19 protein-coding genes are annotated in these 24414 nt (G+C 36.7%); 15 read left to right on the forward strand and 4 right to left on the reverse strand.

Going from position 1 to position 24414, the window contains the following annotated elements; genetic code table 11:
• The first annotated feature begins 2 nt into the window (after nucleotides 1–2).
• Genes IO90_RS09035 through IO90_RS09045 form a run of 3 tightly spaced genes read left to right on the forward strand, consistent with a single transcriptional unit; the run spans nucleotide 3 to nucleotide 3674 of the window.
• A complete protein-coding gene (locus tag IO90_RS09035; RefSeq protein WP_034965832.1) occupies nucleotides 3–923 on the forward strand; it encodes an ABC transporter ATP-binding protein in 921 nt (306 codons plus the stop codon).
• Complete coding sequence (locus IO90_RS09040; protein ID WP_034965833.1) at nucleotides 920–2488, forward strand: ABC transporter permease/substrate-binding protein; 1569 nt, start codon at nucleotides 920–922, stop codon at nucleotides 2486–2488. Before IO90_RS09035 ends, IO90_RS09040 begins: the two co-directional genes overlap by 4 nt.
• Before the next feature lie 7 nt (nucleotides 2489–2495).
• Nucleotides 2496–3674 carry a MalY/PatB family protein gene (locus IO90_RS09045; RefSeq protein ID WP_034965834.1) on the forward strand — a complete coding sequence of 393 codons (1179 nt, stop codon included), beginning with the start codon at nucleotides 2496–2498 and terminating at the stop codon, nucleotides 3672–3674.
• A 683-nt stretch (nucleotides 3675–4357) separates the two neighbouring features.
• Here IO90_RS09045 and IO90_RS09050 read toward each other — a convergent pair.
• A complete protein-coding gene (locus IO90_RS09050; protein WP_034965835.1) occupies nucleotides 4358–4714 on the reverse strand; it encodes a VanZ family protein in 357 nt (118 codons plus the stop codon).
• 258 nt (nucleotides 4715–4972) lie between these two features.
• Complete coding sequence (locus IO90_RS09055) at nucleotides 4973–5455, reverse strand: hypothetical protein (RefSeq protein WP_034965836.1); 483 nt, start codon at nucleotides 5453–5455, stop codon at nucleotides 4973–4975.
• Nucleotides 5456–5617: 162 nt separating this feature from the next.
• Between IO90_RS09055 and IO90_RS09060 the strand changes: the two genes are divergently transcribed.
• Both IO90_RS09060 and IO90_RS09065 read left to right on the forward strand, forming a co-directional pair.
• The gene (locus IO90_RS09060) at nucleotides 5618–7582 is read left to right on the forward strand and encodes a sensor histidine kinase (RefSeq protein ID WP_228374667.1); all 1965 of its coding nucleotides are present in this window, start codon (nucleotides 5618–5620) and stop codon (nucleotides 7580–7582) included.
• A gap of 10 nt (nucleotides 7583–7592) precedes the next feature.
• A complete protein-coding gene (locus tag IO90_RS09065) occupies nucleotides 7593–8207 on the forward strand; it encodes a response regulator transcription factor (protein ID WP_228374668.1) in 615 nt (204 codons plus the stop codon).
• 50 nt (nucleotides 8208–8257) lie between these two features.
• Here the strand turns inward: IO90_RS09065 and IO90_RS09070 are convergent, their stop codons facing one another.
• Together IO90_RS09070 and IO90_RS09075 are read right to left on the reverse strand one after the other, a co-directional pair.
• A complete protein-coding gene (locus IO90_RS09070) occupies nucleotides 8258–9088 on the reverse strand; it encodes a helix-turn-helix domain-containing protein (RefSeq protein ID WP_316931172.1) in 831 nt (276 codons plus the stop codon).
• Between the two features lie 149 nt (nucleotides 9089–9237).
• A complete protein-coding gene (locus IO90_RS09075) occupies nucleotides 9238–9990 on the reverse strand; it encodes an SDR family NAD(P)-dependent oxidoreductase (protein WP_262483375.1) in 753 nt (250 codons plus the stop codon).
• Nucleotides 9991–10354: 364 nt separating this feature from the next.
• On the opposite strand from IO90_RS09075, the gene IO90_RS09080 reads away from it, so the two are divergent.
• From IO90_RS09080 to IO90_RS09125, 10 genes are all read left to right on the forward strand, one after another.
• The gene (locus IO90_RS09080) at nucleotides 10355–11176 is read left to right on the forward strand and encodes a Cof-type HAD-IIB family hydrolase (RefSeq protein ID WP_034965841.1); all 822 of its coding nucleotides are present in this window, start codon (nucleotides 10355–10357) and stop codon (nucleotides 11174–11176) included.
• A 613-nt stretch (nucleotides 11177–11789) separates the two neighbouring features.
• Nucleotides 11790–12371, forward strand: a complete 582-nt coding sequence (locus IO90_RS09085) for a Crp/Fnr family transcriptional regulator (protein ID WP_034965842.1) — start codon at nucleotides 11790–11792, stop codon at nucleotides 12369–12371.
• Between the two features lie 139 nt (nucleotides 12372–12510).
• Nucleotides 12511–12873, forward strand: coding sequence for a DoxX family protein (locus IO90_RS09090; RefSeq protein ID WP_034965843.1), 363 nt, complete (start codon nucleotides 12511–12513; stop codon nucleotides 12871–12873).
• A gap of 90 nt (nucleotides 12874–12963) precedes the next feature.
• On the forward strand, nucleotides 12964–13836 hold the full coding sequence (locus IO90_RS09095; RefSeq protein WP_034965844.1) for a pirin family protein: 873 nt from the start codon (nucleotides 12964–12966) through the stop codon (nucleotides 13834–13836).
• A 328-nt stretch (nucleotides 13837–14164) separates the two neighbouring features.
• Nucleotides 14165–15202, forward strand: a complete 1038-nt coding sequence (locus IO90_RS09100) for a DUF4932 domain-containing protein (protein ID WP_034965845.1) — start codon at nucleotides 14165–14167, stop codon at nucleotides 15200–15202.
• Between the two features lie 260 nt (nucleotides 15203–15462).
• On the forward strand, nucleotides 15463–16014 hold the full coding sequence (locus tag IO90_RS09105; protein WP_034965846.1) for an NADPH-dependent FMN reductase: 552 nt from the start codon (nucleotides 15463–15465) through the stop codon (nucleotides 16012–16014).
• A 71-nt stretch (nucleotides 16015–16085) separates the two neighbouring features.
• Nucleotides 16086–17099, forward strand: a complete 1014-nt coding sequence (locus IO90_RS09110; RefSeq protein ID WP_034965847.1) for an LLM class flavin-dependent oxidoreductase — start codon at nucleotides 16086–16088, stop codon at nucleotides 17097–17099.
• 100 nt (nucleotides 17100–17199) lie between these two features.
• Complete coding sequence (locus IO90_RS19175) at nucleotides 17200–20103, forward strand: HD domain-containing protein (RefSeq protein ID WP_316931173.1); 2904 nt, start codon at nucleotides 17200–17202, stop codon at nucleotides 20101–20103.
• 4 nt (nucleotides 20104–20107) lie between these two features.
• The gene (locus tag IO90_RS19180) at nucleotides 20108–20734 is read left to right on the forward strand and encodes a Pycsar system effector family protein (RefSeq protein ID WP_165570250.1); all 627 of its coding nucleotides are present in this window, start codon (nucleotides 20108–20110) and stop codon (nucleotides 20732–20734) included.
• A gap of 14 nt (nucleotides 20735–20748) precedes the next feature.
• Entirely contained in the window at nucleotides 20749–24414 is a 3666-nt protein-coding gene (locus IO90_RS09125) for a metallophosphoesterase (protein ID WP_034965848.1), read from the forward strand.

The raw sequence follows: 24414 nt of genomic DNA on the forward strand, positions 1-24414 counted from the left end.
TTATGATTACAGTAGATTCGGTTTCAAAAATTTTCAACGGAAAACCAGCAGTGGACGATATTTCTTTTCAGGCCAATGATAAAGAGATATTGGTGCTTTTAGGAACGAGTGGTTGCGGAAAAACGACCACTTTGAAAATGATTAACCGTCTGATAGAAGCTGATTCTGGAAATATTTTGATTGACGGGAAAAATATCCGTGACCGGAAAGTGGAAGAGCTGAGAATGGGAATCGGTTTTGTGATGCAACATTCAGGGTTGTTTCCGCATTATACGATTAAGCAAAACATCGCCGTTGTTCCGGAATTATTAAAATGGGACAAGAAAAAGATTCAAAACAGAACCGAAGAACTCCTGCACAAGCTTCATCTTCCTGGAGATGTACTTTCCCGTTTTCCCAACGAATTGAGTGGTGGCCAACAGCAGAGAGTGGGAATTGCCCGCGCTTTGATTGCCAATTCACCGATTCTGTTAATGGACGAACCTTTCGGAGCTTTAGATAATATTACAAAGGCTGATATTCATTCGGAATTCAAATCGCTGGAAGAACTTAAAAATAAAACCATTATTCTTGTTACGCACGATGTTCAGGAAGCTTTTGAACTGGGACGCCGAATCTGTTTGATGGATAAGGGAAAAATTATTCAGACCGGAACTCCACAAGAAATATTGTATCGTCCCAAGAATGATTTTGTAAAGAATTTTTTTGCCGAAAACAGACTGTTATTGGAATACAAAGTCGCAAGTTTGAATGATGTCAAATCTTTTATCGATTCAGAAAACATCATCGGTGAATTTCAGTTTACAGAAGAGACGAGTGTCTGGAATGCTTTACAGAAATTAAGTTCTGACCATAAAAATACAGATGCTTACGAAATGTTGATTAAAGCCTTCAACGACTACCGAAAATTACAAATTGTATGACGCAGCAAAGTCTTTGGCAGTTCGTTATCGAACAGCACGAAAAATTACTGACTCAGGTTGTACAACATTTGGGATTGACATTTCTGTCATTACTTTTAGCAATTATCGTCGGTTTACCACTGGGAATTTTGATTGCCCGAAAAAGAAAACTATCAAATCCTGTTCTTGGTTTTGCCGGGATTTTACAGACGATTCCAAGTATCGCTTTATTAGGTTTTATGATTCCTGCTTTTGGAATTGGGGCAACTCCGGCCATCGTCGCTTTGTTGATTTATGCACTTTTACCGATTATCAGAAATACTTTCACCGGAATTACCGGCGTTAATCCAATAGTCATCGAAGCGGCAAAAGCTATGGGAATGAACCGTAAACAAATGCTTTTCAAAGTTGAACTTCCGCTGGCAATGCCTGTAATTATTGCCGGAATTCGCACCGCTGCAGTAATCAATGTTGGTGTGGCGACCTTGGCTTCATTTGTTGCAGCTGGTGGTCTGGGTGAATTTATCTTCGGTGGAATTTCTTTAAACAACAGCAATATGATATTGGCAGGTGCCATTCCTGCAGCATTATTGGCGATTTTGCTCGACCAGACGATTGCTGTTCTGCAGAAATCCGGCTATCAGTTTTTAAAGAAATTAAAATACATCATTCCTGCAGTTTTATTGGTATTTGGAGTTGTTTATTTAATGAATTCCGTTTCAGATAAAAATAAGTTAAAGGCAGGCTTTACACCAGAATTTATGGGAAGACAGGACGGAGATTTAGGTTTGCGTTCTGTGTATGGTTTGAATGTCAATCCTAAAGTTGTGAATGATGCCGTGATGTACAAAGCCGCTTACGAAAATGAGTTGGATTTAATCAGCGGATATTCTACAGACGGCAGAATCAAAGCATTCGATTTGTATGTTTTGGAGGATGATAAAAAGATTTTTCCACCCTATTTTGCGGCACCGATTATTAAGATGAAAACTTTGGAGAAATTTCCTGAACTGGAAAAGACTCTGAACTTAGTTGCCGGAAAATTCAACGATTCGATAATGACCGATTTGAATTACCGTTCAGATTATCTCAATCAAACGCCTGAAAAAATTGCCAAGGATTTCTTAGTGAAAAATAAACTGTTCAGAGTTTCCAGAAACGGAAATTCGGGAACAGTTCGAATCGGTTCAAAGATTTTCGGCGAGCAGTACATCCTCACAGAAATGTATAAAATGCTGATTGAAGGCTACACCAATTATAAAGTGGAAACCAAAACCGGATTGGGCGGAACGAAAATCTGTTTTGATGCACTAATGAACGGCGCCATCGATTTTTATCCTGAATATACAGGAACGGGACTTTTAGTTTTATTGAAACCATCAGCAAAAACCATTCAAAATGTTTCGCAAAGTACCGATAAAACGTATAAATTTGTAGATTCAGAGTTCAGGAAACAATATGAAATTCAATGGTTGGAACCGCTTGGGTTCAATAATTCTTATGCTTTAATGATGCGGAAAAAACAGGCAGAGGAATTGAAAGTAAAAAGCATTTCTGACCTTAAAAAATACCTGGATTCAAAATAGAATTTAAATGGCAAACAAATACAATTTTGATGAAATCGTCAACAGGCGGGGAACCGATTCGGTGAAATGGGATTTGGCAAAGGACGAGGTTTTGCCAATGTGGGTAGCTGATATGGACTTCAAAACGGCTCCCGAAATTACCGAAGCCATTGTTAAAAAAGTATCTTACGGCGTTTTCGGATACGGTAATGTTCCAGATGATTTCTTTTCATCCATTATCGACTGGTGGGCAGATATTCATCAATTTAAAATAGAAAGAAATATGATCATTTCAGGTCCTGGGATGATTCCGACTCTATCTGCCATTGTCAGGACTTTTGTGCGATCTGGTGAAAATATCATGATTCAGCCACCGGTTTATAATCATTTTTATAACATTATCGAAAATTGCAATGTTGGTCTGCTAGAAAATAATCTGATTTATGAAAATGGAAACTATCAGATTGATTTTAAGGATTTTGAACTTAAGGCTTCACATCCGAAAACAAAACTTTTCTTACTCTGCAATCCTCATAATCCCATAGGGAAAGTCTGGAAAAAAGATGATCTGGAAAAGATGGCGGAAATTTGCGCTAGACATCATGTAATGATCGTATCAGACGAAATCCACGCTGATTTGGTTTTTGAAGGCCATCAACATATTCCTTTCGCTTCCGTCGCTGAAAATTACGACTTGGAATCTGTGACTTGCGGTTCGCCCTGTAAGACTTTTAATCTTGCGGGTTTGCCGATTTCTTATGTCATTTCTAAAAACAAAGAAATATTAAATAAAATTCATAAAACCTTTGAAATTCAGGAAACAAGTTATCCGAATCCCATCGCTACTACAGCATTGATTGTTGCATATCAAAACGGAAAACAATGGATGGAGGAATTGAAAATTTACCTTTATGAAAACTATGAATATCTTAAAGGATTTATCAACCGAAATTTATCTGAAATCAAAGTTATTCCATTGGAGGCAACTTATCTTGTATGGCTGGATTGCCGATCATTAAATAAAACTTCTAATGATTTATCAAAAATTTTACTTGAGCAAGAGAAGCTTTGGGTCAATTCTGGAACGTTGTATGGAACCGCTGGTGAAGGTTTTCTGAGAGTCAATATCGGTTGCCCGAGAAATGTTCTAATCGATGGGCTAAAGAGATTGGAAGTTGGTTTTACAAAAATTAAAAATACACATTGATTTGTTAAAGCATTATATTTACTTCTCCAAGATCAATATTCTGGAAAAAGATCAAATACACAAGATGCATTTAAACTGCTGATTGCCTATTGCCCGTTTTAACAACTATTCAATATCCTTACGGCTACCTTGAAATGTGATCTACAAAAGAAATAGCCTGAAATCTGACAAAATGCAAATATAGTTCATTGAAATTTTGATCCAGATGATCGTCAAAAAGATTAAAGCAAATGATCATACTTAATTCGCCATTTTCTTTTCGTCAGATCTCACATTTCGATCTTGTACTTTTTTTATTTTCAAAATTGTAGTGTAACGAAACTGTCAGGTTTTGTCCATCATAGTAGTTGGTGAATTAATAAAATTCTGATAGTAGATCACTGCGACCGCGCTTTTGCCGACCATAGAGATCCCCCGCATTTTCATCAACTCCAATCTGTGGGTTGTTTTTAAGCGCTTATATACCGTCCATTCCCTGCATTATTTCCCATAGGAATAAGCACGGCCTTTAACATTTTTTTATTGTAAAGAACGACTTTTATCATCGCAATTATAATTTATTTAGAAAAGGCGATACAGTAACTTTGGTTTCACCACAATGTCCACTTTGCTAAGATGAAGTAAATATTTATAGATCTTTTCCTGCTATTGCTTTAATTTTATGTGCGTCGGTAAATTCTTTATTAATTTTTTTGACGAGCCATTAATAGAATAGTGTACACAAATACACCACCTATCAATGATGCAAATATATCAAACCAGTCAAACGTACGTCCTTGGATAAAGGTCTGAATAAGTTCATAAAACACCATTGTTCCTGTTCCCATTACACTCACCTTTAATGGGTTGCTATCTTTTTTGCTTTTTTTTGCAAGGTTAAAAATTAAGCTTATCAAAAGTACAGCAGTAAAATTGGGGAGACATCCGACAATGACCGAGTCAAATCCATATATCTGAAATAAAACAGTTCGATAAAATGATACTGCCATAGCAACGCATGCTGCAAGTACTAAATAAATGAAGGGTAAATTTTTCGTCATGCCGCATATAATTTATCTTGAACGTCAATGGGACAAGGCCTGTTCGCTTTTATAAAGAGAACTGCAAAGTTAACCAATTAATGGGTGTTATGATGTCAATGATATTAGGTCGGATCTGATATAAAAGCCATTTTCTTTGTGACGATGACCATTTGCCATTCACCTGGATGTTAAGTTTCAAACAAAAAATCCTGAGATTGTTCTCAGGATTTCAGGCGTTTTAAATAATTAGAGTAACGCCCTATAAGTGAATTCGTGTTAGAAGGAGTATTGTTTGGTGAGATCGGCGCCGTCCCCGGTCAAGGTGACATTTTCATTGACAACCGTTTCGTTGCCTTTTTCAATTTTGTATTTGACAGGCAGTGGTGCGCCGTAATTGATGATCTGGACGCCTCCGGAGAATGCGGCGATGGGCTCTGTCGTTTCAATAACATAGGTCTTTGTACTGCCGGCAAAGTCATTGTCGCCAAGACCTATGGCAGACTCGCCGGTTTTGACCACGCCGTTAACCTTCCAGACATCGGTTTTTCCGCTTCCTGTTCCGCCCGCTACGACCACTGATACATAATCATCGTCGGGGTTGACATTGTCCAGCGTTACCGTGATTTTGTAATGGCTACCCTGGCCGACGGTCTCTTCCATAATGTCATCATCATCATTGCTACAACTCGTTATCACGGTCCCGAATGTCATCACTGATAAGAGCCCGTAAAGGGCGATCTTAATACTTGTCTTTCTCATAATCATACTTTTTTACGTTTAGTGAAACACAAATTTCTACAGAATACAATCGGGAGGCAATCATCTGAAACAATGATTTTATTTCTAATGGTTTACCATTATTTTGAGTGGTGGTGGGACATTGCGTTTTTTTTATTTGGATATTTGTAATATAATTTGGGAATGATGTTTAGAACCACGTTTTTATTACTAGTGCTATTGCTTTTGGGAAATGTCTGTAAAGCACAGCAACTGATTCCGATCGATGAGTCCCGGTACCTCGATCAGATTGATCGGAACATCAAAAGTGGCAAAGATCAAGGGATAATCCTTCAGAATTATCTCCTATTGTCAGAATATTGGGCACCCTCAGACAGTCTGAAAAGCGTACAGGCTCTAAACAAAGTGTTGAATTCTCCAAAAAAGGATGTCCTGTCCCCTGGTTTGTTAGATTATTACCAGGGTATTTTCTCTACCCATCAAGGGAGCAAGGCTGATGCAGCGAAGTTTTATGGGAAAGCCATAAAGCAGCTACAGGACGATCCTGAAAACAAGGGTGTCCTTATAAGGGCATTGTACAATCAGGCCTATGTCCAGATAGAGGACAGAGGCTATGATCTCTTGGTCAAGGCCCTGACCGAGAAATGTATCCCTTTGAGCGAGAAGGCCAACAACACAGAGTTGCTCGCATACTGCTATACGCAGCTGGGACTGACATTTATGTCGGTAGGGCAGTTTGATAAGGCAGAGGAATATCATAACAAGGCGCTGAGTCAATTGAAGAAATTACCCGCCGATAGTTCGGTCCGCCTGATCACCTATCTCAATATAGTCAGCAACTATTGCTACAGGCCAGATAGTAAGACGGCAAAGGTTTATCTGGACAAGGCCAAGGCAATGGTACAACATTATCCCGATTCTCAGCATTACGCGAATTACTACTATCAGGAGGCGATGTATCACACCACGAGAGAGGATTACCCCAAGGCACTCGGCAGCCTGGATGCTGGGATAAGATTGGCAAAGGCTAAAAAACAGTTCAAGATTCTTCATCTTTTATATTTCAGAATGTACAATGTATATCTTATGCAGAAGGATTATTTAAAGGCCAGGCAACAGTTGGAGCTCGTTCTGAAGGAAAATGTTCTGGGGAAGGAGGCTAATAACCGCCGGGTAACCTATACGCAGCTGGCGGCAGTCAACGATGTGTTGGGCAGGCACAAGGAAGCATACCATTGGATGAAGAGGAGCAATGATCTGGGAGACAGCCTGAATCAGCAAAAACTTGTCCAGAAAATGAATGAATATGAGATCCTGCACAAGACATCCGAAAAGCAAAAGACCATCAACCGTCTGGAAAAGGACAAAAAAGAGAGTGAGCTGATGTCCAAAAACAAAAACCTGCGCATTACGATCCTGGCTATCGCACTCGGACTCATCCTCATTATTGCAATTCTCATCTATCTGACGTACAGAAAGCAACAGAAGCTGAACCAGCAGGTCAAAATCAGCCACCAGCTGGATTTGTTACATATGGAAAACGAAAAAAGATATGAGGCTACAAAGGCTGTACTCCAAGGAGAGGAGCAGGAGAGGCAACGTATTGCACAGGATCTGCACGACAGCATGGGCGGGATGCTTGCTAATATTAGGATGTCCATTTCCTCTAATGAAGCTTACCGCGCCACAGATATTGTGGAGAAGATAGATAGATCCATCTCTGAGATGAGAAGGATCTCCAGAAACCTGATGCCAGAGACACTCAAAAACCTTGGACTGGAAACAGCCCTGAAAGAGCTCTGCGAATCGATGACGCACAAGCATCTCTCGATCCAGTTTGAGGCCTTTGGTGTCTCTGACAATATTCCGTTTCCCATTCAGCTGGCGCTCTACCGGATTGCCCAGGAAAGCATCAGCAATGTGATCAAATACGCTCAGGCAAATAATGTGATCGTCCAGATCAGCCAGGATGGCAAGACACTTGCCCTGACAGTGGAAGATGACGGCGTGGGATTTGACAGGTCAAGGATCACTTACGGTTTAGGATTGAGGAATATCGAGAACCGGGCCCGTCTGATGAATGGAAAAGTAGATATTCATTCAGAAAAGGGAGAGGGGACCACCATAAATGTAGAATGTCATGTATAATAAGAACCTATTGAATCTGGCCATTGTAGATGACCATCCTATGATCCTGGAAGGCCTGAGATCACTTCTGCAACAAGATGGAAAATTTCAGATCTTTTCCTTTACCAAAGGCGCAACCGTCTTGGATTTTATCCAGGAAAATAAAGTGGATGTTGTACTGCTGGACATTGTCCTAACTGACGGAAGCGGTCTGGACTTCTGTAAAACTATCAAACAAAAGCTGCCCAAGACCATTGTGGTCGGCATCAGCAATCAGGCGGAACGTAGCATCATATTCCGTTTTCTGGAAAATGGAGGGAATGGATATATTCTCAAAAATGCCGACCCCAAAGAAATTATTAAGGTTATCAATAATGCCATAAGAGGCGATCTTGCCTTGAGCAAAGAAGTGCAGGATATTATGATGCGTCCCTCCTCAGGCTACTTCGAATTGCCAAGATTGACGAAGCGGGAGCAACAGGTACTGCTTGCTATAGCCGATGGGCACACTTCAATCGAAATTGGCGAAAAACTGTTCATCTCTGTCATTACGGTAGAGACGCACCGCAGAAATCTCCTGCAGAAGTTCAAGGCCAAAAATATGGTTGAACTGGTGAAGATAGCGACAGAGAACAAACTGATATAGTTGTTGTTTAGCTCGCTAGTCCTTATCTGAATATCAATCTCAAACCCTTGTCAATAGAAGGAATTTCTAAATTCCAAAGGAGAAGTATTCGTCTTAGCTTTGAAGAGTTTGCTGAAAGATTGCGGATGTTCAAAACCAAGTTCATAAGCGATCTCGCTGACTGTCAATTCCGTGCTCGTCAATCTTTCTTTTGCTTTTTCGATGAGCTTTTCATGGATATACTGCTTTGTGCTCTTACCAATGAGGGAGCGCATCATGTCACTGAGATAACCTGGCGAAATATGCAGACGGTCGGAAAGATATTGTACTGTTGGAACACCCAGATGCAGCATTTTCTGGTTGAGATGATCATCCAGTATACTTTCCAGCTTCTCAAGAATGTCGTCATTGACAGTTTTTCTGGTAATGAATTGGCGCTTGTAAAACCGATTCACATAGCTAAGCATCAACTCTATCTGGGCGATGACCACCTCCTGACTAAATTCATCAACACCGTTATTCAGTTCCTGTTCCATGATCTGATAAATTGAAAGTATTATTGCCTTTTCTTTATCAGACAAATGCAGGGCTTCATTGGACGAATACGAGAAGTAACCATACTCCCTGATTTTTTTCGCCAAGGGATACCCCAGTAGGAGATCGGGATGGATGAGTAGCAGGTAGCAATAGGTCTCGCTGTTGTATTCTGTGGTCCCAACCAATTGATTTGGCGCAAAGAAGAGCATACTACCTTCATTGTAGTCATAGTAATCCTGACCATATTTTAGCTTTCCGCTGTTTTTTGTAATGAAAGTTATCTTGTAGAAATCCAGGACATCATAGATCGGCGCCATCTCCGCATTGAAAGGATTGCCTTCATTGAAATGAACAAGACTTATCAATGGATGCTGAGGTGCTGGCAGTCCAAAGGCCTGATGGCTTTCCGAGATGGAAATAAAGCGTACAAGTTTATCGTCTTTTCTTTTCATACTATAAATTTATTAAAACCTGTGACAAAAAGGTTATCACAGTTTTTTTAGGTTGTTCGGATCTACCAAGGCAAAATGTTGTCAATCCCGCTGAAATTAGCTGGTCCGGTAAAGCTTCCATTGGGAAGATCTTCCGCCAATGCCACTCTGATGGGTTCCTTGGATCCTTCTTCCACCGTTTCTGTTCCCTGAAAATTGTTGAGTGCGGTAGAGGTAAATCCAGGACTTACCAGATGGACTTTCACATTGGTGTTTTCCTGATCTATTGCCAGAGAAAGGAAGATGCCGTTGAGTGCCGTCTTAGACGCACCGTAGGCGGCATCGAAGGCCGAGCGGTAGGGATTTTCAGGATTGGCATTGATCGTCAAAGATCCCAATGCGCTGGAAACGGTCACGATCCTTGCGGCAGATGCTTTATGCAAAAGAGGCAAAAATGCCTGGGTGATGGAAAGCGTGGCAAAGACGTTGGTTTCCCAAACAGCTTTCAGATCATCGATGGGGACGATGCTGGCACGTTGCGATCCCAAGACTTCTTCCATTGTGCGTCCGGATCTTCCCGCGTGTGAGATGGCTGCGTTATTGACCAATAATGTCAAATATCCAAATTCACTTTCAATAAGCTCCACCACAGCTCTTACAGAAATATGATCTGTGATATCCAGCTGGACAGCTTTTGCCTTACCGCCTATCTGGCCGATTGCGGCCTGTCCTTTCTGAAGGTCACGGGATCCTGCATAGACAGTGTAACCGTCATCTGCCAAAGCTTTAGCGATCTGAAAACCTACTCCTGTATTGGCACCTGATACCAGTGCCACTTTATCTTCATTAGTTTGCATAATGGTGATTGTTTTAATTTGATACAGCAAAGGTGGATATTAACGCGGTAATATTTGTAGTCAGATCGAGACTATTTGAAGCCAAATTGAGAGTTTGCTTTTTTCAGCGTAAAATAACGCTCAAAAGTTAGCATACCAAACATCTTTGATCGGCACTTTGATCAATTTCTCTTTCTGAAACTTGGAGTAATTTTGTAATTAGTAATAAAAATGAAATGAATTCGTGATAACTACTTGTTTGATTTGATACTTTAATATTAAAGTAAAGTTAAAACTATGTGCGGGTGAGATCTGACAGAATATTGTTTGTACTTTTATGAAAATGATGCACTAATCAATTAATATGACCTCTTTGGAAAACCCTAAAATTAAAGCCGTCTTTTTTGATGTGGACGGAACACTTTTCAGCTTCAAGACAAAATCAATTCCGGAATCTACGAGCAATGCAATAAAAAGCCTTCGGGCAAAAGGAATCAAGGTCATTGTTGCCACGGGTAGATCGGTCAATGATCTCGATCATATAAAACATATTGAGTTTGATGGTTTTCTTACGTTCAATGGTGGACACTGTACGACCGTTGAAGGTCAGGTAATGTTCCGAAAAGTGATCGACTCTGTTGATATTAGAAATCTTATCGATTACGCGGAAAGATCTGATGTGAGTTTTTCATTGATGTATGAAGATACTGTGAGGATCAGTGACGAAAGTCCAAAGGTCCTTGAGCTATATCGTCACGTTGATATTCCGGTGCCGCCTTTGTATTACAAGGAAGATGTTGATATTGAAAACGTCCTGCAGGTCAATGTATTTATCGATCCTGAGAATGAGGAAACTTTTATGCGTGAGGTCATGCCAAATTCATTGTCTTCAAGATGGACACCGTTATTTGCGGATGTCAATCCACAGGGAATAAGCAAACAAGGAGGTATAGAATATTTTTGTGAATATTTTAATATTGATATATCAGAAACGATGGCCTTCGGAGATGGTGGAAATGACATCTCTATGCTGAAGTGTGTCAAGATAGGAATTGCCATGGGCAATGCCGGAGATAATGTCAAAGAGATCGCTGATTATATCACTGAAGATGTTGATGACCACGGAATAGAAAAGGCGTTGATACATTTTGGGCTGTTAGATGAAACTCGACAGATAGCAGGATAATATTTTTGAAAAAGGGATCTGTTACTGGTTCAGACTGGATGAATTTGTACATCCATGCCCTTGAAATTTAATGTGGCACTCCTATCCATCAGTCGGAAAGATACAAAGCGCATGATTTTATAAGTAAAAGGATCCTGGAGCTGAAAGACAATAATGATATTAAAATATCTCATTACTTTAATTGAGCAACCATGACAGATAGATGACGGTATTTTAATCCAGGCACAACATTATTTGGAAAAGTACCTGCAGTAGATGTATTATAGACGAACATACCTTCAATATTCGAAGTAATGTCATCTACTCATTGGAATTTACATCTTATTTTAAGCAACATTACTTAAGGAAAGAATAAAGCTAAAACAATCCACATAGAAAAGATAGTTGTAATAACAGGTTCTACTTCCGGTATCAGGAAAAATATGTGCAGAATTTTGTTCAAGTCAAGGCTACAATCTTATTACAACTTAAAGGAGATTTTAAAAATGATATGAATTTCAAGTCTATCTTGATTTAATATTTGCAGCCTTTATGGCTTATAGTGCGTCTTTCAATAATACTAATGACATAAAATCAACATTTTTTTATAACTTGCATCAGTTTAATCAAATCCATGCATCAAAAACTTTTCTCATATATTAATCAATATACTTCCTTAACCCTTTCAAGCGAAGAAGAAACATTAATTAGGTCTGCTTTTATACCCAAAAAAGTAAAAAAGAAACAATTTTTTTTGCAGGAAGGAGATGTCAGCAAATATGCTGGTTTTATTGTAAAAGGAGCGATGAGACAATATAGTGTGGACGATAAAGGGGTAGAGCACATTGTCCATTTATATATTGAAAACTATTGGGTCAATGACCGTGAAAGTGCGACAATGCTTACTCCATCTGTTTACAATATTGATGCATGGGAAGATACGGATTTGCTCACTATTACAAGGCCTGATATGCTGGATTTAATAACAAAAATACCATCAATGGCACAGATGATAAGATTAATGGATGAAAGAAATGCCATTGCGAGTCAGCGTAGGTTAAACTCTGCCATCAGCAGCACTGCAGAAAAACGCTACGAAGAATTTGCCAATAACTATCCTCAGTTTATTCAGCGGTTTCCTCAATATTTAATTGCTTCATATTTAGGTGTTACCCAGGAAACGTTAAGCAGAATTAAAAGGCAGTTGTTTAAATAACATTCTGTGTTAGGATAATAGAAAAAAACCGTTGATAAATGTCAACGGTTTTTTTTATCAAATCTCAAGAATTTAAGCCACACTTATACAATAATTTTGCATTGTAGATAACAAAGAAATTTAATTAAAATCAGACAAAATGAACAAGAACAAAATTATTTATTGGGTAACAACCGGAATTGTTAGTGCTATGATGCATTTCAGTGCATTTGGATACTTAACAAATGCTGATATGAAAGCGGCATTCGTACATTTAGGCTTACCGGATTATTTTAGAATAGAGCTTGCAATACTCAAAATTTTAGGAGGCTTCGCATTAATCTTGCCACAGGTTCCAAGCAAAATAAAAGCAGTCGCTTATTTCGGATTTGCTTTGACATTCGTATCTGCATTTATTGCACATACTGCAAGTGGAGACCCAATTTCAGTTGCAATTATACCAATCATCTTCTTAGCAATCTTATCCGTTTCCTTTGTTTTTTACAATAAAGTAAAAGCTTAATTTTTTACTGATATAGTAATTTACCTTTTTTTAAAACATAAATGAAGGTACACAAATTAAACAAGACTTATAAAAAACATTAATTTAGATATGAAAAAGCAAACAAACTTTTCAACAAAAGGCAATGTAACAAATGTGGGGTCTTTAAGTGTCAATAGAATGCTTCCAAATCAATATGTAAATAAAGTAGGCCCTTTTGTATTTCTTGATTATGTTGCTCCTTTTATTAAAAAAATGATAAGCAAAAGCGGTATGGGTGCACACCCTCATCGTGGTATTGCTACTTTAACTTACGTAATTCAGGGAGAAGAGGAACACTACGACAGTTTGGGGAATTATGCAAAGATACATTCTGGAGGAGTGCAATGGATGAAGGCTGGTACAGGAATTCTTCACGACGGAAATTTGAATTATGATACGGAGACAGATAGCAAATTCGTCGAAGGATTCCAATTTTGGATCAACCTCCCCTCACAAAATAAAGCAGAAAAACCGGCACATTTAGCGATTCAGGCAAACGACGTACCTCAAAAAAAACTGGCTGATGAAAGTGGTTGGATAAAGGTAATCGTAGGTAGCTATGAGGAATTGAGTTCACAGATTCCTAACTATTCCGAGCAGTTTTTATACCATATCCACTTGGAAGCGGGGAAACAATTTTCTATCAAACTGAATGATAAAATGGAGAGCGCGGCATTTTTACCTACAGCAAAAGTTACACTAAATGACACTGAATTTGAAGCAGGAGAATTTGTGGAATTTAGCAGGAATGAAGGACTGATAGAAATTAAAAATACTGATCGTTCGGCAATTGATATCTTATTGTTTGGAGGTGAGGAATATATAGAGCCTGTGGTTTCAGAAGGACCGTTTGTGATGAACAGTGAAGACGAAATTATTTTAGCTTATCAGGATTTTTATGAGGGGAAATACGGTAAAATGAATCTAAGCGCTAAAATATAGTATACTGGCTTGATTATTATCAAAAGATTGGTTTGACAATATTTCCTCAGTAACACTTTCTAAGTAGATAAATAAAAAATTTCAATAGAATGATTTCTATTGAAATTTTTTATTGAGGCTAAAAGTCAAATAAAAAATTTGTTAAATGTCCGCCAATCTAAGTAAAGTTTAGAATTCGATTTTCTGGAATAAATTCTTGCTTAGATTGATGCAGTTTGCTTTTAAAATTGAAAATAAATAATCCTAAAATGTAACAAATTCTTGAGGGAAGTTGTTAATATCTTTAAACGAAATATTCAAAGCCTAAAATAAATTATAAACAAGAACAATGAAAAAAACATTTTTTACATTTTTATTTTTCACAATTTTCATTCATTCGTTTGCTCAAAAAAACGTTAACGTGAAAATTGATAGCAGAATTGAAGCAATCACTATTTTTTATACATTGGCAACCAGAGACACTTTGGATCGAAAGCCAACATCGTCAACATATTATAAAGATTTTAATAGTTATTTTGAAAAATATAAAAATCATAAATCATTAAATTGGTATAGGAATCTGGATACTTGGGACAGCTATGATTTATCAATTATAGGATTATTTCTTACAAATGAGTATCCTTTTAAATTAGAGATACCGTATTCAGGATATCAATTAAGGAGTACGGATATGACAACATTCCTAGCAAATTTCAATGAGTTCTATAAAGATTGTAATGTAGGGAACTTTATAAAAACTCATAAAAGGGAATATGCCAAAATAACTTCATTTGCAGAGAAATCGATTTTTGAGAGTAACGTTTTAACGGATGTAGAGAAGTTTTACAATAAACCATCTGATGGAGAAATATTGATTTATGTAGATATTTTGAACAATCTTGGCAACAATTCTATTGAAATTAATGATGAAAAATTTAAAGGTAAAAAGATTTTCAAATTAGCTTATCTACAAGATGACAACATTATTCAGAATAATGAAACTGAAGTAAAGTTCATACCGCTGTCAAATGTCGTAATTCACGAGATTTCACACTTATATTTAAATGACTTTATCCCAAAATACAGAGAAAGATTAAGTAAGAAGAAAAACGTGTTTCTGACAACTGCTAAGAATGAAGTACTGAAAGAGAAGGTATGGGAAAATGAGTTAGACGAATTAATTGTCAGAGTTTGTGTTTCAAAAATATTGGGACAGAAATTTGGGCTTGAAATGGAACTAAAAGAAGTTGAAAATCAATCCAAACATTACAAATATTTTAAAGAACTAAACCTGTTTTTTAATAACTATACAAAGAATAGAAATAAATATAAAGACATAAGTGAATTTTACCCGGAAATAGTAGATTTCATAGAAAATTTAAAGTAGGTAGTGACTAAGTAATATTGCCGATTTAGCATTCGTCTTAAAAACATTTTACGAAGAAACGCTATTTGAGATAGAGATTGAGTTTGCTGTTTTTCTGTACTTTGTTTTGCAACCAAAAGTTCCTAGTAATCATATTTCTAAAAAAACCATTGACATTTGTCAATGGTTTTTTTTATCAAATCTCATGTTTTTTAGCTTCATTAACTCTATAAATTTACATTCTAAATAAGAGAAGAATTTAACCAATTAAAATTAAAAAAATGAAAATCCTTGCATTTGCAGGAAGTAACAGTAATGCTTCCATCAACAAAAAATTAGTAACACACACCGCATCCTTTTTTGATAATCACTCTGTAGAAATACTTGACTTGAATGATTATGAAATGCCATTGTTCAGCGTAGATAAAATAGCCAAGACAGGAATGCCTGAAGTTGCTTTGGACTTTGCTAAAAAGATAGATGAAAGTGACCTTCTTCTAATTTCCCTCGCAGAAAATAACGGATCTTATACTACTGCTTTCAAAAATATCTATGATTGGATTTCAGTGGTTCCGGATCGCAAGGCATTTGGAAACAAACCAATCTTTATTCTGGCTTCATCTCCGGGGCCAAGAGGTGGGTTAACCGTACTAGAAACGGCAAAAAACACATTTCCACACTTTGGCGCAAATGTGATAGAAACATTTTCATTGCCTAATTTCTACGCTAATTTTAATGAAGAAAACGGAATTGTAAATGAGGCTTTTATAACAGAGCTTGAATCAAAAATTAATTCCGTAAAGAACCATTTTTCTGAATTGAATAAAGAATAATTTGATCAATGTAAATCAGTTCATTGTAAAAAGATAGATAGAAAGATCAAATGTAATTTTAAATAAAAAATATGGAAATTGGTATAGACAGCTTTGCGTCCGGAACTATTAAAAATGCCGTTGATGGAGCAGATATAATTGAAAATTTATTATCCAGGATAGAGCACGCGGACCAGGCTGGTCTATCCAGTTTCGGTATTGGTGAACATCATCGTAAGGAATTTTTCGATTCAGCACCCGCTGTTATTTTGTCCGCAGCCGCAGCCAGAACGAAGCAAATCAGATTGAGCAGTGCAGTTACAGTTTTAAGCGCGGCTGATCCGGTAAGGATTTTTCAGGAATTTGCAACGCTCGACCTTATCTCAAGAGGCAGGGCAGAACTAGTTGTAGGACGAGGCTCATTCACGGAATCATTCCCATTGTTTGGATACGATCTTGAGGATTATGATAAACTTTTCGCGGAAAAGTTGGAATTATTGATCCAGATCCAAAATAATGAAAAGGTTGACTGGTCAGGTCAATTCAGGCCATCTTTAGTAAATCAACCTATATATCCAAGACCCTATCAGGATAAAATTCCAATGTGGATAGGTGTTGGAGGAACTCCAGCATCATTCGTAAGAGCAGGGAAGTTAGGTATTCCGCTTATGATTGCTATAATCGGAGGTGAACCAAGACGGTTTCGTTCTTTGGTAGATTTATACAGACAGGCAGGAAAAGAAGCGGGACATTCGCCGGAAAAATTAAAAGTAGGCATCCATTGTTTAGGATATGTAACAACTGACAGCAAAAAGGCATTAGCAGATTATTATCCTGGCTATGCTGAAACTTTTACCCGAATGGGCAGAGAAAGGGGATGGCCGGCAATGACGCCATCTCATTTTTATGCGCAAGTTGGTAAATACGGGGCTTTAACCATAGGCGAACCGCAAGAGGTTGCGGAAAAAATTCTTCAATTCAGTGAAGATCTAGGTGGGATTTCAAGATTGACCTTCCAAATGGACAATGCGGGCTTGACTCATTCACAATTGATGCAATCCATCGAATTAATTGGAAGTAAAGTGATGCCGATAATTAACTCTTAAGTTTATGAAACTACTGCAAACAAGGAAATACGATGTGGGGGAATTAGTTTTGTAATTGTAAGGACTTTATCAAAAAAGAGATTTTTTAAAATTTATTGCTATGATTGAAAATTATAAATACATAAGTCCTTTCAAAATCTTGATTTCTTTCCACAAACTAATAGAAGGGCTGGAAAAGACAGCGTCATCACATATTGGCTACAAATCTCACCACGCAAAAAGTCTATTACATCAGATAAAAGATAAGCCAGAGTTTATAACCGGTATTGAAAATCTTGAGACCATTGACGATAACGAGGAACTGATAAAATCTTTGTTAGCCGATTTGTTTCCTCCTGCTTTGACATATAACGAGATAAAGGCCGTGGCATTACCTTTCTATGACATAACTTTTAATTATACAGAACGATTCAAAAATATTTTAGGTGATGTAGAAGCATCTTTTGATATGAGTATCAGCAGTATGAGTGCACATCAATTTTACGTAATGAACTGCACGCTGATATTAAATGCTCATTATGCTCAAAATATTGATTTTGGGAAACTATTGCTCTATGATATTCCAGACAAAAATGGTAATATTAAACATTATAAAATATTGTATAATGCTGAGTTTTTAGAAATATTCCCCACCGAAGATATAAAGCTTTTAACTCAGACAGAGATTGAAGAATTAATTGATAATTATGACGATATAGCATTATGGAAAAAAGCATTTCCTCCCAATTCCTGGTTTCTTAAAGGATTTGCCATTATTTCATTGGTGGATATAACTGTTGAAAATGCCGTTTCAAATTTGAAATCAAACTTGTTGAAAACAGATACTGAAAAGTCAAAACTCAACGATAGTTTCGAATCTATTTTTAGGTCAGTGTTTAAGGTTCCAGATTTACAGTTAGCAGTAACTTTCTATGACGAAGAAGACTCGATATTTGTAGCACCACCATTTAACGAAAGCAAAACCAAAACCTTTATACTCTTGGATTCAAAGGATGCAGACTGTAAAAATGCCCTCTGTGGATGTTCCTTTGAGCGTTTGATGGAAAATGAAAAACCTTTTATAATTCCGAATGTCTTAGATTATCTTAAAACCGAAGAGAATTATAGGTTAGGGACACATCTGTTGAACCAAGGTATAAAATCCTTTTTATTAGCACCCGTCATCAAAAATAATAAGCTGGTGGGTTTGATACAATTAGCGACCTCTAAGATTAGAGAAATCAACTCTGTCAATGCTACTAAATTAGAATTGATATTGCCCTACATAGCTGATACAGTTGAAAAAAGCAATACCGATATGGTCAACCAGCTGGAAGCAATCATTCAGAAGGAGTATACAGCAATACATCCAAGTGTATATTGGAAATTTAAAAAAGAAGCAAAAAATTATTTCCATTCAGACATCACAGTTAAAGAACATACATTCAAGGAAATTGTTTTTAAGAATGTACATCCGTTATATGGACAGGTAGACATCAAAAGCTCGTCCGAGAATAGGAACAGTGCTATTGTAAATGATTTAAAAGAGCAAATCAATGAGATTATTGTAATCATTGAAGCATTAAATTTTGATATTAAAATTGGACTTATTGAGCAAAAGAAGTTTGAACTGCATCATTTTCTACTGGAATTGGATATGCCACTAAGAAACAATTCGGAACAAACCATCCATCACTATATTGAAACCGAAATTCATCCATTCTTAAAAAGTGCTACTGTCAATCAAAAAACTGAAGACCTGATAAAGGCGTATTTGAATAAACTGGACAAAAAAACAGGAATGTTCTATCAGACCCGGAAAGATTTTGATGATACAATAATGAGCATCAATAAAAAGCTTTCCGCAATTCTTGATAAAAAACAACTGGAGGCTCAGAAAATTTTCCCTCACTATTATGAACGCTTCAAGACAGATGGTGTAGAGCATAATTTATACATCGGCGCTTCAATAAATCCCAAGATAAGGTATGACCCAATATATTTCCATAATCTCCGGTTATGGCAACTGGAAACACTTTGCGAAATGGAATTGGAACATCATCATCTTAAGACCACATTGCCCTATACACTTGATGTTACTTCTCTTATATTGGCTTTTAGTGCTCCTATTTCTATACGTTTCAGAATGGATGAAAAACGTTTTGATGTAGATGGTTCATATAATGCAAGATATGAGGTAGTTAAGAAAAGGATTGACAAGGCGTTTGTGAAAAATTCTACTGAACGAATTACTGAAAAAGAAAAAATAACAATAGTCTATTCCAATTTTACAGAAGAAAGAGAATACCTAAAATATATTAGATATTTACAGCACAAAAACCTATTAGAAAACGAAATAGAAAAATTAGAGGTTGAAGACCTGCAGGGTGTTTCTGGCTTAAAAGCAATTAGGGTAAAAGTAAAACACGATGATAATAGTTTGTTGATAGAAGCAAAAGAATTCATCACATCACTCTTAAAGGAAAGACTTGATTCAAAATATTCCTATCACAATTTAGAGCATACAAGAAACGTGGTCAGAGCTGTTGAAACAATTTGTTATGCCGAAAAGATAGACCCTGAAAAGACCAGTATACTCATTCTGTCGGCTTGGTTTCACGATGCCGGGTATATTGAGGGGACTGCCGACCACGAAAAAAGAAGTATTAAAATTGCTTTGGATTTTCTTCAGGATAGAAATATTTCTGATAATATCCAGAAAAAAATTAGTGCTCTTATATTGTCAACCACATTTGACCACGTCCCAAAAAACCAGTTAGAAAAAATAATGAAAGATGCGGATTACGCCCATTTGGCTGATTATCAATATCCGGATACATTGGAAAAATTAAGACAAGAATGGGAAAATTCAATTAATAAAAAGTATTGCAATGAAGATTGGTTCACGATGAATATTGAATTTCTTAAAAAACATCAATACTACACAAAATTTGCTCAAAATGATTGGCAGATATTAAAAGAAAAAAACCTCAAATTGATTGAAGACAAACTTCTAAACCTCTAATATTATGACAGATAATATACCTAAAGATGAAAACTTAGAAAAATCATTTTTGACAGAAGATGATATCATAAAGAAAAAAAAGAAAGATTTAAAACAGGAAAAGGCTGAAAGAGGTATTGATACAATGTTTAAAACAACCTTGAGTAATCATAATAATTTGAGTCGTTTTGTCGACAACAAAGCGAATATATTATTATCAGTGAATGCCATAATCATTTCGGTTTCACTTTCTACAATTATTCCCAAATTAGACAATCCAGCTAATGCACACTTAATCATCCCCACATTAATTTTAATTATATCGAGTGTAACCTCCATAACATTTGCTATTCTGGCCACTAGACCCAGCGTCACAAAAGGTAGTTTTACAAGAGAAGAAGTGGACCAAAAAGAAGTGAATCTTTTGTTTTTTGGTAATTTTTATAAAATGCCCTATTTAGATTATAACTGGGCGATGAATGAACTGATGAAGGATAGGGCATACATTTATAATTCTATGATTAAGGATTTGTATCATCTTGGAATCGTTTTAGAAAAAAAATACCGGTTATTAAGAACTACCTACACTATTTTTATGTTCGGGATTATTACTTCCGTTCTGGCTTTTCTCATTGCTTTTACATTCCGATAATAATAAATATACTAATGAAAAATAATTTAACTACTCTTTTTTTATTGCTATGTTTACTGCAATCCTGTGCTACATATCAACCACAATACATTGCGGATGCAGAAAAAGAAGTGTATCCGGAAGACAAAAGAGTAGTACATACTTTTTTCCTGATAGGAGATGCCGGTAATGGACAGGTTGAGAATACCATCAACCATTCAAATTTTTTAGAAAGTGCTTTAAAAGATAGAGAGAAAAATAGCACATTACTTTTTTTGGGAGACAATATCTATCCAGCCGGAATGCCAGACACGACTGATACAAAGCGAACTGATGCCGAAAAAAAAATGCAAAACCAAATTGACCTTGCGAGTGTGTCCAAAGGAAAAACTATTTTTATTCCGGGAAATCACGATTGGTATAATGACGGTGTTAAGGGACTGAAAAGACAGCAGGAATTTGTAGAAAAACAGTTAGGGAAAAAATCATTTTTACCAAAAAACGGTTGTGCGATAGAAACTATAGACATCAGTGATGATATTGTACTGATTATTGTCGATTCGCAATGGTATATAGCCAATTGGAACAAAGAACCAACGATAAATGAAAATTGCGAAATCAAAACAAGAACTGATTTTCTAGATGAATTCAGAAGTGAAGTAAAGAAATCTAGAGGTAAAACCACCTTAGTTGCCATTCACCATCCGATGTTCAGCAATGGTCCACACGGTGGACAATATTCCTTTAAAAGCCATTTGAAACCTTTTCCTGTCTTAGGAAGTTTTAAAAATTTGATCAGGGAAACGAGCGGTATCTCCAATGCCGATATGCAAAATGAAAAGTATAACGAATTAAAAAAGAATCTTGTTGCTGCAGCGCAACAAAACGATAAAGTAATTTTTGTTTCCGGGCACGAAAATAGTTTACAGTATATTGTTGAAGACAACTTACACCAAGTCATAAGTGGCTCGGGTTCCAAAACATCACCTACCCGAAATTCTAACGGCGGTAAATTTTCGTATGGTGTGAACGGATATGCCATTGTAGATGTTTTTGATGACGGTTCTTCATTTGTACGTTTCATAAATAGTAATGACAACAAAGTGTTGTACCAGTCAAATGTATTGCCCCCAGATATTAAAAAACAAAACAGTACATTCGATACTGATTTTCCTTCTGAAATAAAGAGTGCGATATATGATAAAAAAGCTATTACTAAATCCAAATATTATAATTTCTTGTGGGGAAAGAGGTACAGAGAAAGCTACGGTATTCCTATAACGGCAAAAACGGTGCGCCTGGATACTCTGTTTGGAGGCTTGACCCCAATTAGAAAAGGCGGTGGAAACCAGTCAAGAACATTGCGTTTAAAAAATAAAGAAGGAAAGCAGTATGTTATAAGAGCAATGAGAAAGGACGCTGGTCAATACATACAATCTGCCTTTTTTAAAGACCAGTATGTAGTGGGTAAGTTTAAAGAAACTGCTACCGAAGCGCTGATTATGGATGTTTTTACGGGCTCGTTTCCTTATGCAGCTTTGGTGGTCAACCCGCTTTCTGATGCAATTGGACTGTATCATCTAAATTCAAAGCTCTATTACATCCCAAAACAGAAAGCTTTAGACCACTTTAATGATGAGTTTGGTGATGAACTATATATGATGGAAGAACAGGCTTCTGATGGTAATTTTGAGATTAAAGACCCCGATTTCACAGGAAAGATAATCAGTACAAATGAGCTCATAGAAGAACTGCATTCCGATGAAAGCAAAACAATGGACGAGCCAGCTTACATCAAGGCGAGATTGTTTGATATGTTGATTAATGATTGGGACAGACACTACGACCAGTGGCGCTGGCTGGAGTTTAAGAAAAATGGTAAAACAGTTTTCAAACCTCTGCCCAGAGACAGAGACCAGGCATTTTCTAAAATGTCTGACGGGTTCATTTTAGGAAGTGCTGTAAAACTGATCCCAGCTGCAAAATTATTGCGGAAATACAGTAATGATCTGAAAGATGTTAAAGGTTTTAATGTAGAACCTTATCCACTGGATGTGGCGTTTATAAAAACGTCAGACAAAGCAGTCTGGGATGAGCAGGTACGGTTGATACAAAATAACCTGACAGAGAAAGTAATAGAAAGTGCCTTTCGGGACTTACCGAAAGAGATAAATGATGAAAACGTGACATTCATCAAAAAAACCCTTAAAGCAAGGATGAATAATCTTCAGCAGATTTCTGACAGATACTTTAAAGTAATCAATAAATACGGAGTGATTACTGCAACTAACAAAGATGATATTATTAAAATTGAATCCAGCGAAAACGGAAATATAACGGTCTCATTATTCCGTAAAAAAAATGATAGCAATGAATTATATATCCATAAAGTGTATGACCCAAAACTGACCAAGGAACTCTGGGTTTATGGACTTGATGACAAAGATAATTTTGAAGTTTCCGGTATTAGCAAAAAAATAAAAATTCGTCTTATTGGTGGACAAAACAATGATAAATTTACCGTTCAAAATGGTAAAAACATATTTATCTACGACTATAAAACCAAAAACAATACAATTGAGGTCGTAGATAATGCGAAAGTAAAGTTGAGAGATGATTATGAGGTAAATACGTATGATTACAAGAAACTAAAAACAAATACCAACCAAATTATTCCAACAATTGGAGCCAATCCGGATGATGGGTTAAAAATCGGATTACAGAATGTCTATACCCTAAACGGTTTCGAAAGAAATCCTTTTACGGCACGACATCAATTAAATGGGGCATATTATTTTGCAACCAATGGTTATGAATTAAATTACAGAGGAGAATTTGCTAATATAATGGGAAGGTTTAACCTGTTGTTAGAATCCAATTTCCATAGTCCCAACTTTAGCCAAAACTTTTTCGGGTATGGAAATGAAACTAAAAATGACGATGACATTTTTGGAATGGACTACAACCGTGTGAAGGTAAAAGAATTTGGTTTTTCACCTTCATTGGTCTGGAAAGGAAATGGAGGAGGTAACTTATCATTTGGACTATCATACAAATCTATAGAAGTAGAAAATACGAAGAATAGATTTATCGGAAACACTACGGCAACACCACAAACCATTTTTGGAAACAATCAATTTGCGGGTGTTAATTCAAAATATGAATTTGAGAATTATGATAATAAAGCTTTTCCTACAATCGGAATTAAAACGGCTTTAGAAGTTGGATTTATATCTAATTTGGAAGACAAAAAAAGGAATTTCGTTTATATGATTCCGGAAGTCAGCTTTAATCATAAGCTTATTCCTTCAGGAAAATTAGTCTTGGCAACCTTAATTAAAAGTCACATTGTTTTCAACAGCAACTATGAGTTCTATCAGGCAGCGTCAATTGGTGGAAATGATGGACTTAGAGGTTTTAGAAACCAACGTTTTGCAGGACAACACTCGCTATTTCACAATACCGACATCAGATATACCTTCAACAGCTTCACGACTGCTATTCTTCCTTTAAAATTAGGAATTTACGGAGGTTTTGATTATGGACGAATTTGGGTAAAAGACGATAATTCCACTAAATGGAATAATTCCTACGGAGGCGGTTTATTCGTTAATGGAGCAGAAATCATAACGGGAAACCTTGGCGTATTTAATTCGATTGACGGTGTTAGAGTATCCTTTGCATTAGGCTTCCAGTTTTAA

Source organism: Chryseobacterium sp. FH1, assembly GCF_000735135.1.
Classification (GTDB): Bacteria; Bacteroidota; Bacteroidia; order Flavobacteriales; family Weeksellaceae; genus Epilithonimonas.

What these genes read in the sequence shown, in the direction of transcription:
- IO90_RS09035 (WP_034965832.1), top strand. Translation starts at nt 3, where the DNA reads ATGATTACAGTAGATTCGGTTTCAAAAATTTTCAACGGAAAACCAGCA.
- IO90_RS09040 (WP_034965833.1), top strand. Translation starts at nt 920, where the DNA reads ATGACGCAGCAAAGTCTTTGGCAGTTCGTTATCGAACAGCACGAAAAA.
- IO90_RS09045 (WP_034965834.1), top strand. Translation starts at nt 2,496, where the DNA reads ATGGCAAACAAATACAATTTTGATGAAATCGTCAACAGGCGGGGAACC.
- IO90_RS09050 (WP_034965835.1), bottom strand. Translation starts at nt 4,714, where the DNA reads ATGACGAAAAATTTACCCTTCATTTATTTAGTACTTGCAGCATGCGTT.
- IO90_RS09055 (WP_034965836.1), bottom strand. Translation starts at nt 5,455, where the DNA reads ATGAGAAAGACAAGTATTAAGATCGCCCTTTACGGGCTCTTATCAGTG.
- IO90_RS09060 (WP_228374667.1), top strand. Translation starts at nt 5,618, where the DNA reads ATGATGTTTAGAACCACGTTTTTATTACTAGTGCTATTGCTTTTGGGA.
- IO90_RS09080 (WP_034965841.1), top strand. Translation starts at nt 10,355, where the DNA reads ATGACCTCTTTGGAAAACCCTAAAATTAAAGCCGTCTTTTTTGATGTG.
- IO90_RS09085 (WP_034965842.1), top strand. Translation starts at nt 11,790, where the DNA reads ATGCATCAAAAACTTTTCTCATATATTAATCAATATACTTCCTTAACC.
- IO90_RS09090 (WP_034965843.1), top strand. Translation starts at nt 12,511, where the DNA reads ATGAACAAGAACAAAATTATTTATTGGGTAACAACCGGAATTGTTAGT.
- IO90_RS09095 (WP_034965844.1), top strand. Translation starts at nt 12,964, where the DNA reads ATGAAAAAGCAAACAAACTTTTCAACAAAAGGCAATGTAACAAATGTG.
- IO90_RS09100 (WP_034965845.1), top strand. Translation starts at nt 14,165, where the DNA reads ATGAAAAAAACATTTTTTACATTTTTATTTTTCACAATTTTCATTCAT.
- IO90_RS09105 (WP_034965846.1), top strand. Translation starts at nt 15,463, where the DNA reads ATGAAAATCCTTGCATTTGCAGGAAGTAACAGTAATGCTTCCATCAAC.
- IO90_RS09110 (WP_034965847.1), top strand. Translation starts at nt 16,086, where the DNA reads ATGGAAATTGGTATAGACAGCTTTGCGTCCGGAACTATTAAAAATGCC.
- IO90_RS19175 (WP_316931173.1), top strand. Translation starts at nt 17,200, where the DNA reads ATGATTGAAAATTATAAATACATAAGTCCTTTCAAAATCTTGATTTCT.
- IO90_RS19180 (WP_165570250.1), top strand. Translation starts at nt 20,108, where the DNA reads ATGACAGATAATATACCTAAAGATGAAAACTTAGAAAAATCATTTTTG.
- IO90_RS09125 (WP_034965848.1), top strand. Translation starts at nt 20,749, where the DNA reads ATGAAAAATAATTTAACTACTCTTTTTTTATTGCTATGTTTACTGCAA.